Source organism: Streptomyces sp. NPDC039430 (assembly GCF_055639435.1).
Genome location: NZ_JBVKAK010000025.1, coordinates 1 through 12,167, shown reverse-complemented (window position 1 = coordinate 12,167; position 12,167 = coordinate 1). Strand labels below are relative to the sequence as shown.

The following is a 12,167-nucleotide window of genomic DNA, read 5'->3' as shown; positions in this document are numbered from 1 at the left end:
AACGTACGTGGCGATCAGCCGCATCAACGGAATCAACCTCAGCTACGAGGACACCGGCCGGGGTGAACCGGTGGTGATGGTGATGGGCTCGGGTGCGGGCGGCCGTTCCTGGCACCTCCACCAGGTGCCCGCCCTCACGTCGGCCGGCTACCGGGTGATCACGTTCAACAACCGGGGGATCCCGCCGACCGACGCCTGCGCCGAGGGCTTCACCATCGAGGACCTGGTCGCCGACACGGCGGGGCTCATCGAGCGGCTCGACCTTGGTCCCTGCCGGCTGGTGGGCACCTCCCTCGGCGCCCATGTCGCCCAGGAACTCTGCCTGGCCCGGCCGGAGTTGGTCAGTCAGCTGGTGCTGATGGCGACGCGCGGCCGTACGGACTTCATGCGCCGGGCGCACGCGCGGGCAGAACGGGAGTTCCACGACAACGGCGGCGCGATGACCCCGCTGTACGGGGCCACCCTCCGCGCGCTGCAGAATCTGTCGCCCGCGACCCTGAGCGAGGACAAGGAGGTCCGGGACTGGCTGGACATCTTCGAACTCGCGCCCGTGTCCCAGCTGCCCGGGTACCGCGCCCAGCTCGATATCGACATCACCACCAACCGGCTCGACGCCTACCGGGGAATCGACAGGCCCTGCCTCGTCATCGGTTTCTCGGACGACCTGATACTGCCCCCGCACTTCAGCCGTGAAGTGGCCGACGCGATACCTGGATCCCGTTATACGGAGATTCGTGACGCTGGTCACTACGGCTATCTGGAACGCCCCGACGGAGTCAACGCCGCACTGCTCGAATTCTTCGCGCGGCACGGCTGATCCGGCGAGGTCAGGCACATCGCGTCACCGCACCGATCACGCACCGCACACGTTCGTCCATCCGCCAATTGGCACACATCGAATATCAGGTTCCGGCCGGGCCCCTTTGGTCCCAGGCAAAACAGTTGAACCGGCTGAAGCGGCTGGGAGATCATGCCGCGGGGGGCCGGGGGAAGTCCGGAACCCGGACATGGGGAAGGGAAAACTCATGGAGAACCCGTTCGACAACGACAACGGCTCGTTCTACGTACTCGTCAATCACGAGAACCAGCACTCGCTGTGGCCCACCTTCGCGAACGTCCCGGACGGCTGGACGGTCGTCTTCGGCGAGGACAGCCGGCAGGCCTGCCTCGACTACGTGGAGAAGAACTGGACGGACATGCGTCCCGCCAGCCTCATACGTGAGATGGAGGGCGAGACGGTACCGGCCGGAAAGGCCGGCGTCCCCGCCTGACCCTCCGGGCGCCACTGTCGCGTCCGGCCACCATCGGCCACACACCATCGGCCACACACATCGAGCAGAAGCGACGCGGGTGCCCCGGAATGCGGTCCGGGGCACCCGCCCTTTGCGTGTACAGGCGATCGCCGGGGGAAGGGAGTCCGGCAATCGTCCGTACCCGCGGTCCGGCCGTCAGACCACGTCCCGTCGCATGGGTACCAGTACGGCCACGGCCGCCGCGACGAGAGCGTAACCCGCCAGCAGGAGTCCGCCGCCCACCGGTGACAGCAACGACACCGGACTCGTGGACAGTTCGTCCGCCAGAACATCAGCGAGATAGGTGAAGCTGGTGAGCGAGGCCGTCGCGCCACCGGGCAGCAGCGGGTAGAGCAGATTGACCCCGGGGATCATCATCAGGATCAGCTCACCCATGTAGAGATAGCCGATCACCACCGCGAGAGCCACGATCTGATTGCGGATCAGCGCTCCCATCGCCACCCCGAGCAGGGTGTAGACCGCCATCGTCAGCGCCAGTCTGAGCAGCAGCTCGATCACCGTGCCCGCGGGCAGCCCGGGAGTGACCCCGCGGGCGGCGAGCGCCCCGAAGAACCCCACGCCCGCGCTGCCGGTCTGCACCAGCCCGTACACCAGACCGGCCACCCCGAACGTGACCAGCTTGGCGGTGAGCACCTGCCAGCGCTGCGGGGCGAACAGGAACGTGAAGGTGGCCGTACGGTGCCGGTACTCCGACGTCATGGCCAGCGTGCCCAGCGCGGCGGGGACGAAGACCGTGAAGCCCAGCATCCCGAAGACGGACAGGACGCCGTCCTTCGTCTCCAGCCCCGGCATGGGCGGCGAGAAATTCTCCGGTCCGACGGCGGTCAGCAGCCCGACCAGGCCACCGCCCAGGACAACCGCGGTCAGCAGCGCCCACAGCCACATGCGCGTGGCCAGCAGCCGGCGGAACTCCGCCCTGATCAACGCGTTCATCGGACCTCCCCCTCACTGTCCGCGGTCAGTTCGAAGAACAGCTGCTCCAGGCTTGTGTCCTCGGTGAGCAGCTCATGCACCCGCAGTCCCGCGGCGGACGCCAGATCGGCGATCCGCGCGGTCGCGAGCCCATGCACCCGCAGTGCGCCGTCGTGCCCCGTCTCGACGCTCTGCGCGGCCACCCCGTCCGATGCGCCCCGCAGCAGCAGCTTCTTGAGCTCCTCGGCATCGGGCGAGCGGACCAGTACGGTCGAGGGCCTGAACCGCTCCATCTCCCGCAGCGGGCCGGCCGCGACCAGCTTGCCGCGCCGGATCATCACGATGTCGTCCACGATCTGCTGGACCTCGCTGAGCACATGGCTCGACACCAGTACGGTGCGGCCCTCGTCGGCGAGTTCACGCAGGAAGCGGCGCAGCCACGCGATGCCCTCGGGGTCGAGGCCGTTGCTCGGCTCGTCGAGCAGCAGCACCTGGGGATCGCCCAGCAGGGCGGTCGCGAGGCTGAGCCGCTGCTTCATGCCGGTGGAGAAGGTGCGGGTCCTGCGGTGCGCGGCGTGCGCGAGGCCGAGCCGGTCGAGTAACTCCTCGACGCGGCCGGCCGGGTGGCCGCCCATGGTGCGGTAGATCCGCAGATGGTCGCGTGCCGAGTGATTGGGGTGGAAGGCCGAGGCGTCGAGGACCGCCCCGACGATCTCGGAGGGCCGGGCCAGCTCCCCGTACCGCTTGCCGCCGATCGTGGCGGTGCCCGCGGTCGGGGTGACCAGGCCGAGGATCATGCGCATGGTCGTGGTCTTGCCGGCCCCGTTGGGGCCGAGGAACCCGGTGATGACGCCCGGCTCCACGGAGAAGCCCAGACTGTCCACCGCCGTGACCGGCCCGAACCGCTTGGTCAGGCCGGTCACTTCGATCCGGTAGTTCGGTTGATTCATCAGCTCTTCCCCATACGCTGTCCGAGGTGCTCGGCGAGCTGGTCCGCGTCGTCGAGCGAGAGGACCAGCTCGTCGACCTTCTCACCGTCGGGGGTGCGGTCGAGCAGGATATGCAGACCGGGCTTGCCGCGATAGGCGGCCACGAGCTGACGCGGCCCGACCATGACGCCCCAGAAGCCGATCTTGGCGAACCCCGAGACGACGAGGCCGTTTCGGGTGCCGTGCGCGACGCTCAGCGGTCGGTCGACCCGGGTCACCTGGCGCACACTCGCCAGCGGAAGGGTCAGTGAGCTGCGGTGGAGCCAGGTCTGCTCCCGCCGGCTGAACTCGACCGTCAGCTCCGCGCCGGAAATCTTCATCTCTGCCATGAGATCCATCCCTCCCTCTGGGACCCGCTCCGGGACCCGGTGTGCGGTCCTGCCGTGGCCATCTGTTCTAGTAGTTGTATATCAGATAGAGTGGGCTTGTGCATCTAGTACTCGATCTCGACAGTGAGGTCCCGATCTACCAGCAGATCCGGGACCGGGTGGTGGAAGCCATCGCCGACGGCATGCTGGAGCCCGGCGCGTCCCTGCCCTCCACCAGGCAGTTCGCCGTCGACCTGGCGATCAACTTCCACACCGTGAACAAGGCGTACGACCTGCTGCGGCGCGAGGGCATCATCCGCATCAACCGCAAGAGCGGGGCGGTGGTCCACCCGGACGTACGGCGGGCGACGGCGGAACTGCGGGTGGGGGTCGACTGGGAGCAGCGGCTGCGCACGCTCCTGGCCGAAGCGGTGGTGCGGGGCATTCCCGAGGAGGAGGTCTTGGCGTACGTACGGACGACCCTGGAGGGCTTCGCCAAGCAGAGCGAGGGGGGTGGCGGGGGATGAGGAAGACCTGTCGGATCCGGCGGGTACGGCGGGTCCAGCTGTCAGGAGGGCTCCGGCGGTCGGGTGGGTTCCGCCGGTCAGGGGGCTCCGTAGGCCGGAAGGGCTCCGCCGGTCAGGAGGGCTCCGGTGGGTCGGGAAGGCTCCGGTGGGTCGGGAGCGGCGCGGGGGAACAGGAGGGGCGGGGGAGCGGCCCGAGCGCCGGCCCCTTCAGCAGGGCCTCACCCAGCGGGGTGAGCGTGTGGATGGCGTAGTTGCGCGTACGCGTCGTCGACACCAGCCCGGCATTGCGCAGCACGCTCGCGTGCTGACTCGCCGAACCGGCGGACACCCCCACATACTGGGCGAGTTCGGTCGTCGTACGGCTCTCGGTGAGCGCTTGGAGCACCGCGGAGCGCGTGCTCCCGACGAGCGCGGACAGTGACTCTTTCGGTTGGGTGAGATTCCACAGGGCGGAGGCCATCATGGGGTCGGGATGTACCGGGTAGACCAGGATCGGCGCTCTCTCCGGCGCGGCCTCGTCGAGGAAGAGGCGCGGAGGGCCGGACAGGAAGAGCGAGGGCACCAGCAGCAGGCCGGCACCTCGCAGCCGCACCTCGCCCGGCAGCGCCCGGTCGCTCGGGATCGTCAGGACGGGCGGCTGCCAGCGGATCCTTCCGTCCACGGCCCGGAACAGCTCGTGCATACCGCCGGTGAACATGAGCCGGCCGCTCGCCTCGCGCTCGCTCTCCAGAAAGCTGTGGATCCGGGGCCAGTACGGCTGGATCGCCTCCTCCGCGAACTCGCGGAGGAAGACGGGAAGATGGCTGGAGGAGGCATGGGCGGACGGTGGCTGCGCGGACGGCGCCTGGGCGGTCGGCGCCGGGGTGGCGGGCGGTTGGGCGGCGGGCGCCTGGCCGGACGGCAGGCCGCTGACGTCGACCCTCACCTTCCCCGACGCCGACAGAGTGATCGACAGCAGACCGGGGGCGGCCGCGAGGCTCTCGGCCAGACCCAGCAGCTGATGGAGGCGCCGGCCCTGCCTGACCTTGACGGCTCTGCGCCATTCGGAGAACGCGTCGTCGGTATTCCGGTGGAGAACTCCCAACGCGAAAAGCGACTCGGGGACGGGTCCGAGAGGTCTCCGCAGCCGAAAATTCATTACGTCCTTGAAGGTGAAATGAATTCTCTGGGTGTGACCCGCCGGACCGTCACTTCTGCGTTCCCCTCTCCTCATGCCCGAGTGAACCCCCGTTCGCTCTTTCCTGGAACCCCAGGTCAGTCGTGCACCGTGGTACATGGCCATGATGCACGACGGGCGCATGGCCGTGCATCGAATACCGATCGGTAATAATTCCGGGACAATTCCCGGGGAAGCCCGTTCGACCTGCGGGTTTCAGTCCTGGCCAAAGGCGCTTGCAAGACAGGCGGCCGATGCGAGAAATTGGATTAGGTGAACACCGTGCTTGTCAGCCTGCTCGTCAATTCCGGGATCCTGCTGGCTCTGGGGGCCGCCCTCTACGCCGCGCCGAGCCCACTGCTCAACCCGCACGCGGTTCCCTTCGGCGTACGAGTCCCGCCGGACAAGGCGGACGCCCCCGAAGTGAGCGAACAACGCCGCCGGTACCGCGCCCTGTTACTGCCGGCCACCCTCATCGTCACCGTGGCCGCTCTCGCCGTCGGCGCCGTACTCAACAGTGTCGCGGTCGGCGGCGTGGCGGCGGTCGTTCTCTGTGTCATCGCCGCCGCGCTGTGGCTGAGCGCGCACCGCGCCCTCGCCCGCGCCAAGGAGCGGGGCAACTGGTACGAACACGTACGGCAGGGCGTGGTCATGGACACCTCCCTGCGCACCGACCCCGTACGGCTCCCCTGGGCCTGGACGATCCCCTCGTTCGTGGTGATCGCCGTGACCGCCGTCGCCGGTGCGATCGTCTACCCGCGGCTGCCCGAGGTGCTGGCGCTCCCGGAACGCTCATCGAGCGGGACCGTGTACCGCGAGATCACCACCACCTTCTGGACCGCGTACAGCCTCGTCTTCGCCCAGATCCTGCTGACCGCCGCGGTCATCGGGACGGTCGCCGCCGTCCTGCGCGCCCGCGCGGACCTGGATGTGTCGCGCCCCCGGAGCAGCGCCGCCCAACACCGCCGCTACCTCGGACTGACGGCACGCAGCCTGCTGGGCGTCGCCGCACTGCTCAACCTCATGCTGCTCGGACTGTCAGGGATGATGTGGAGCGACAGCCGCTCCGGCGCCGTGCTGTCGCTGGTCATCGGCGTACCGACGCTCGCGGCCCTCGCCGTGTCCGTGCCGCTTGTACGCATGGGCCCCGGGGGCAGCCGGCCGGCGCTGGAAAGCGGGGACGGCCCGAGCGGTACGGGCGGCTCCGGCGGCTCGGACGAGGGGACCGGGCTGGTGCCGCGCGACGACGACCGCCACTGGTACGGAGCCGGCACCGTCTACGTCAACGCCGATGATCCCGCCATCCTCGTGCCCCGGCGCGTGGGCATGGGCTGGACCGTCAACATCGGCAATCCCCGGTTCCTGATCATCTCCGCGGCGGTGCTCGCGATCGCGGCGGGAGCGACGGTCGTGTCTGCCGCGGTGCGATAGCCGGGGAGCCGGGGAGCCGGGGAGCCGGGCAGTCGGGGAGCAGGGGAGCCGGGGAGCCGGGATGGCTCGGATGCTTCGGACTGCTCGGAAACGTATGTGGCCAGGAGGGCCGTCCCGGATTGCCCGGGGCGGCCCCTTCGGCTGTCGCTGAACGAGTGAAACCCCTCTGACCAGGGGGTTTCCACTGCCGTCGAAGATGATTGCGGAAGCGGGGCCGGAGGGAGAGCCTGGGGACGATGAGACACCGGACAGCGGGGGGAAGTCTTCAGTGGGTACGAGCGGATCAACGGGCCGCGTCGCGGCGATATTCGACGAGCTCGCGCGCGAACATCGCGTCACGGGAGCGCAGTTGGCCCTCTACCGCGACGGCGCCCTGACAGAGCACACGGTCGGTGTCGAATCCGTCCGGACGAAGAACCCGGTGACAGCCGACACCGCCTTCCCCTTCGGCTCCGTGACAAAGTTCTTCACGGCCGGTCTCACCATGCAGTTCGTCTCCGACGGCGACCTCGACCTCGACGAACCACTCTCCGGACTCGTCCCCGAGCTGAAGAAAGCGACCAATCCGCTCATCGGAACCGGCACGGTCCGTCAACTCCTCAGCCACACAGCCGGTCTGGCGGACAGCATCGAGTACGCCGACATGCGCGGCCCCTCGTACCGGCGCTTCGCGACCGTATGCGGGGAAGAGCCGAACCTCTTCCCGCCCGGCCTCGCGTTCTCGTACTCCAACACCGGCTACTGCCTGCTCGGCTCCGTCATCGAAGCCGTGTCCGGGATGGACTGGTGGACGGCGATGGACAGTTGCCTGCTGCGCCCGCTGGGCATCGAGCCCGTGTTCCTGCACGACCCCAGGCCCGGGGCGGACCAGCCGGTCAGAACCAGGGCCGAGGGGCACGCGCTACGCGCGGGCGGCGACGAAGCCGAGCCGGTCGACCATATGACCGCGCTCTCCCTGGCGGCGGCCGGCGGCCTCGCCGGAAGCGCCCGGGACCTGGTCACCGCCGCTCGACTGCACCTCGATGACCGTGACACCTTCGCCCACCGCCGACTGCTGCCGGAGGACGCGATCCTCCAGATGCGCGAGAGCGTCCCGAACGCCGAACCGTTCGGCCTCGCGGACGCCTGGGGCCTGGGCCTGATGTGCCACAGAAACGGGGACGACGCGTGGTTCGGCCACGACGGGGCGGTGGGCGGCGCCACCTGCAACCTCCGTATCCACCCCGGCAGCAGCACGGCGCTGGCCGTGACCACCAACTCCACGGCGGGTCCCAAGCTGTGGGAGGACCTGGTGGGGGCGTTGCGCGCGAACGGGCTCGACCTCGGTCACTACAGCCTGCCGCACCCCGAGACCCCGCAGGTCGGCGACCTCGCCGGCTATTTCGGCAGCTACACGAACGGCGATCTGCTGCTGATGGTTGTCGCCGACGACTCGGGCGAACTCTTCCTCACACGCGAGGACTACTCGGACTACCTGCTCACCATCCACGAGGACGACCTCTTCGTCGCCCGGGACCGCGTCCACGACGCCTTGCCGATCATCGGACGGTTCGTCAGGGAACGGGCGGGCGGACCGGTCGCCGGCCTCCAGTACGGCGGCCGGGCCCTGCGCCGACAGGGCTGAGGGCCGGCGGGGGCCGCGGCGACACATTCACGAGATATACGGGGAAATCAACGATGTTCGAGGGTGGGCAGTCGATGCCGTCAGTCCAGCACGTATCGATCGTGAGTGTGTTCGGGGCCAGGTTGGCGGAGTCGCCGGGGTCGGTGGCTGTGGTGTGTGGTGATGTGTCGTTGACGTATGGGGAGTTGGATGCTCGGGCGGGGCGGCTGGCGCGGGTGTTGGTGGGGTGTGGTGTGGGTGTGGAGTCGCGGGTGGGGTTGCTGCTTGAGCGGTCGGTGGATGTGGTGGTGGCGATGCTGGCTGTGGTGAGGGCGGGGGGTGCGTATGTGCCGTTGCATGGGTCGTATCCGGAGGAGCGGGTGCGGGATGTGCTGGGGCGGAGTGGTGCGGTGGTGGTGGTGACGGATCGGTTGGTGGGTGAGGTTGGTGGGGTGCCTGTCGTACGCGTGGATGCGGAGCCGGTCGTGGATGTGGGGCTTGCGTCGGTGGTTCCTGCGGGTGCGCTGGCGTATGTGATGTTTACGTCGGGGTCTACGGGTGTGCCGAAGGGTGTGGCGGTGACGCACGGGGACATTGTGGCTCTGGCTGCGGATTCCCGTTGGTCGTCGGGTGCGCATGGCAGGGTGTTGTTCCATTCGGCGCATTCGTTTGATGCGGCGACGTATGAGGTGTGGGTGCCGTTGTTGAACGGTGGGACGGTGGTGGTGGCTGAGGCTGAGTTGAGTGTGTCGGTGGTGCGGGGTGCGGTGGCGCGTGGGGTGTCGGGTTTGTTTTTGACGAAGGCGTTGTTCGATGTGTTGGCTGAGGAGGATCCCGGGTGCTTTGCGGGTCTGGGTGAGGTGTGGACGGGTGGTGAGGCGGCGTCGGGTGTTGCGATGGGCCGGGTGCTGGAGGCGTGTCCGGACACTGAGCTGGTGCATGTGTACGGTCCGACGGAGTCGACGGCCTTCGCGGTGTGCGGGCCGGTCGATGGTGCCGATACCGAGGGTACGACGGTGCCGCTCGGGGGTCCGATGGACGATACGTCCGCATATGTACTCGACGGTGCGTTGCGGCCGGTCGGCGTGGGGGATTCCGGTGAGTTGTATCTCGGCGGCAGTGGTCTGGCGCGTGGGTATGACGGTCGTTCGGGGTTGACGGCTGAGCGGTTTGTGGCGGATCCGTTCGGTTCGGGTGGGCGGTTGTACCGGACAGGTGATGTGGTGCGGTGGCGGCCGGATGGCCGGCTGGACTTCCTCGGCCGGGGCGACGGCCAGGTCAAGATCCGTGGGTTCCGTATCGAGCTGGGTGAGATCGAGTCCGTACTGTCGCGTCACGCGTCGGTGGGGCGGGTGTCGGTGATCGTCCGGGAGGACCGCCCGGGGGCGAAGCGCCTGGTCGCGTACCTCGTACCGTCGTCGGGTGAGCTGGACGTCACCGGCGTACGGGAGCATGCCGCCGCGCTGCTGCCCGAGTACATGGTGCCGGCGGCTTTCGTCGTCCTGGACGCGCTACCCCTGACCACGAACGGAAAGGTCGATCAGCGGGCGCTTCCGGCCCCCGACCTTTCCATGGAAGGGGAGTACGTCGCCCCCCGCACGGAGGCGGAGCGGGTGCTGTGCGAGGTCTGGGCCGATGTCCTCGGCGCCGAGCGGATCGGCGTCCACGACAACTTCTTCTCTCTCGGCGGGGACTCCATCACGGGCCTCAAAGTGGTGCTTCGCGTCCAGAAGGCGTTCGGGTGCGAACTGTCGACACGGACGGTATTCGATCACCCCACCGTCGCCGCGATGGCAGAGGCCGTCGCACAGACACGGGCACAGACGCCGGAACGCGCTCACGCCTCGTCCAGGGCCACCACGATCAAGCCCGCGTCCCGCGACCATGATCTCCCGCTCTCCTACGGCCAGGAACGCCTCTGGTTCCTGGACGACTTCGCCGCAGGTGGCGTCGAGTACAACACCGGGCTGGCGCTGCGCCTCAGCGGAGACCTGGACATGGCCGCTCTGCGGGCCGCGCTCGACGGTCTGACCGCGCGGCACGAGTCGCTGCGTACGACGTTCGGCGGTCGGGTGCAGACGGTGCATCCCACGGTGACCGTGCCCCTGCGTGTCGTCGACCTGTCCGCCGAGAACGATGCCGACCGCCCGCACGCGCTGCACACGGTGCTGAGGACCGAGCAGTCGACGCCGTTCGACCTCGCGCGCGGGCCCCTGTTCCGTGTGCTGGCGGTAGGCCTCGGCGCGCGGGAACACGTCCTCGTCCTGTCGATGCACCACATCGTCACCGACGGCTGGTCGATGGGCGTCATCGCGCGCGAGCTGGGTGCCCTCTACGCCGCTGCCGTACGCGGTGAGGACGCGGGCCTCGCGGAGCTGCCGGTGCAGTATCCCGACTTCGCCGTATGGCAGCGCGAACGGCGGACCGGCGAGGCGCACGCGCGACAACTCGATTACTGGCGTCGGCAGTTGGACGGTCTGGAGTCGCTGGAGCTGCCGACGGACCGGCCCCGCCCGGCGGTGCGCACCTCGGCCGGAGCACTCCACACCTTCGAGGTGCCCGAGGAGCTGGCCCGGCGCCTCGCGCGTTCGGGGCAGCGGCGTGGGGCGAGTCTGTTCATGGTGCTGACGGCGGTGACGCAGTTGCTGTTGTCGCGGTACAGCGGTCAGCGGGATGTGGCGGTGGGGACGGTCGTCTCGGGGCGTGAGCGGGCGGAGTTGGAGGGGCTGGTCGGGTTCTTCGTCAATACCCTCGTCCTGCGGGCACGCATCGATCAGGACCGGCACTCCTTCGACGATCTCCTTGACCACGTTCGTACGACGGCCCTTGATGCCTTCGCCCACCAAGAGGTGCCATTCGACCGGGTGGTGGACGCGCTCGCGCCCGAGCGCGATCCGAGCCGGACACCGCTGGTGCAGGCGTTGATCGTCCTCCAGAACTCGGTGGATATGGAAGGTGACTTCGCGGGCTTGGCCGCGCGGCGTGAGCCGGTGCCGCGTGAGTCGTCGCGCTTCGACATCACGCTGGAGTTCTGGGAATCCCCGAATGGCCTCACCGCGGAACTGGAATTCAACACGGATCTGTTCGACGCGGAGACGGTTGAGCGGTTGTGTGGGCATTGGTTGGTGTTGGCGGAGCGGTTGGTGGCTGAGCCGTTGGTGCCTTTGGTGCGGGTGGGGATGTTGGGTGGGGCTGAGCTTGAGCGGTTGTTGATGGGGTGGGCGGGTCCGGGTGTGGGGGTGGGTGAGCGGTCGGTGGTGGAGCTGGTCCGGGACCGTATCGCTTCGGTTCCTGGGGCGGTTGCGGTGGTGGGTGAGGGTGGTGTGTCGCTGACGTATGGCGAGTTGGGTGAGCGGGTGGATCGTCTGGCGGGGCACTTGGTGGCGCTTGGTGTGGGTGTGGAGTCGCGGGTGGGGGTGTGTCTACCGAGGTCGGTGGATCTGGTGGTGGCGGTGTTGGGGGTGTTGTGGGCTGGTGGTGCGTATGTGCCGTTGGATCCGGAGTATCCGGCGGACCGGCTGGAGTTCATGAAGGCGGACAGCGGCGTCCGGGTGGTGGTGGACGAGGCGATGGTGGCCGGGCCGCTGCCGGCGGGCGCGGACGCGCGGCGGGCCCTGTCGGCGTCCGGCTCTGTGTTGTTGTCGTCGGCGGCGTATGTGATTTATACGTCGGGTTCGACGGGTCGGCCGAAGGGTGTGGTGGTTCCGCATGGGGCGGTGGCTGGTCTGGTGCGGTGGGCGGTGGGTCTGGGTGAGGAGCGGTTCTCGCGGACGTTGTTCTCGACGTCGTTGAATTTTGATGTGTCGGTGTTTGAGTTGTTCGGGACGTTGGCCGCGGGTGGGACGGTGGAGGTGGTGCGGGATGTTCTGGCGTTGACGGAGCGGGAGGCGTGGAGTGGTTCTCTGATTTCGGCGGTTCCGTCGGCGTT

Annotated in this window: 10 protein-coding genes; 6 read left to right on the top strand and 4 right to left on the bottom strand. The window is 68.6% G+C overall.

Going from position 1 to position 12,167, the window contains the following annotated elements; all coding sequences use genetic code 11:
• Positions 1-7 precede the first annotated feature (7 nt).
• Positions 8-817, top strand: a complete 810-nt coding sequence (locus tag ACZ7LS_RS34845; RefSeq protein ID WP_382675867.1) for an alpha/beta fold hydrolase — start codon at positions 8-10, stop codon at positions 815-817.
• Positions 818-1,025: 208 nt separating this feature from the next.
• The gene (locus tag ACZ7LS_RS34840; RefSeq protein WP_030353145.1) at positions 1,026-1,271 is read left to right on the top strand and encodes an MbtH family protein; all 246 of its coding nucleotides are present in this window, start codon (positions 1,026-1,028) and stop codon (positions 1,269-1,271) included.
• A gap of 177 nt (positions 1,272-1,448) precedes the next feature.
• On the opposite strand, the gene ACZ7LS_RS34835 is transcribed toward ACZ7LS_RS34840, so the two are convergent.
• From ACZ7LS_RS34835 to ACZ7LS_RS34825, 3 genes are read right to left on the bottom strand one after another with little or no spacing between them, the layout of a single operon-like run.
• Positions 1,449-2,246 (bottom strand): ABC transporter permease, encoded by a 798-nt coding sequence (locus tag ACZ7LS_RS34835; RefSeq protein WP_382530599.1) that lies wholly within the window; start codon positions 2,244-2,246, stop codon positions 1,449-1,451.
• On the bottom strand, positions 2,243-3,175 hold the full coding sequence (locus tag ACZ7LS_RS34830; RefSeq protein ID WP_382530601.1) for an ABC transporter ATP-binding protein: 933 nt from the start codon (positions 3,173-3,175) through the stop codon (positions 2,243-2,245). Before ACZ7LS_RS34830 ends, ACZ7LS_RS34835 begins: the two co-directional genes overlap by 4 nt.
• Positions 3,175-3,543 carry a hypothetical protein gene (locus ACZ7LS_RS34825; protein WP_382530603.1) on the bottom strand — a complete coding sequence of 123 codons (369 nt, stop codon included), beginning with the start codon at positions 3,541-3,543 and terminating at the stop codon, positions 3,175-3,177. The genes ACZ7LS_RS34830 and ACZ7LS_RS34825 overlap by 1 nt, the downstream gene beginning before the upstream one ends.
• A gap of 98 nt (positions 3,544-3,641) precedes the next feature.
• Between ACZ7LS_RS34825 and ACZ7LS_RS34820 the strand changes: the two genes are divergently transcribed.
• On the top strand, positions 3,642-4,049 hold the full coding sequence (locus tag ACZ7LS_RS34820; RefSeq protein ID WP_382530605.1) for a GntR family transcriptional regulator: 408 nt from the start codon (positions 3,642-3,644) through the stop codon (positions 4,047-4,049).
• Positions 4,050-4,161: 112 nt separating this feature from the next.
• On the opposite strand, the gene ACZ7LS_RS34815 is transcribed toward ACZ7LS_RS34820, so the two are convergent.
• Entirely contained in the window at positions 4,162-5,133 is a 972-nt protein-coding gene (locus ACZ7LS_RS34815; RefSeq protein ID WP_385137041.1) for a winged helix-turn-helix domain-containing protein, read from the bottom strand.
• Positions 5,134-5,478: 345 nt separating this feature from the next.
• Here ACZ7LS_RS34815 and ACZ7LS_RS34810 point away from each other — a divergent pair, with 345 nt between their 5' ends.
• The 3 genes from ACZ7LS_RS34810 to ACZ7LS_RS34800 all read left to right on the top strand — a co-directional run.
• The gene (locus tag ACZ7LS_RS34810) at positions 5,479-6,636 is read left to right on the top strand and encodes a DUF1648 domain-containing protein (protein ID WP_385137043.1); all 1,158 of its coding nucleotides are present in this window, start codon (positions 5,479-5,481) and stop codon (positions 6,634-6,636) included.
• Between the two features lie 268 nt (positions 6,637-6,904).
• Positions 6,905-8,260 (top strand): serine hydrolase domain-containing protein, encoded by a 1,356-nt coding sequence (locus tag ACZ7LS_RS34805; RefSeq protein ID WP_385137045.1) that lies wholly within the window; start codon positions 6,905-6,907, stop codon positions 8,258-8,260.
• A 101-nt stretch (positions 8,261-8,361) separates the two neighbouring features.
• Positions 8,362-12,167, top strand: a 3,806-nt coding sequence (locus ACZ7LS_RS34800; protein ID WP_471066334.1) for an amino acid adenylation domain-containing protein, incomplete at its 3' end; no start/stop codon positions are given.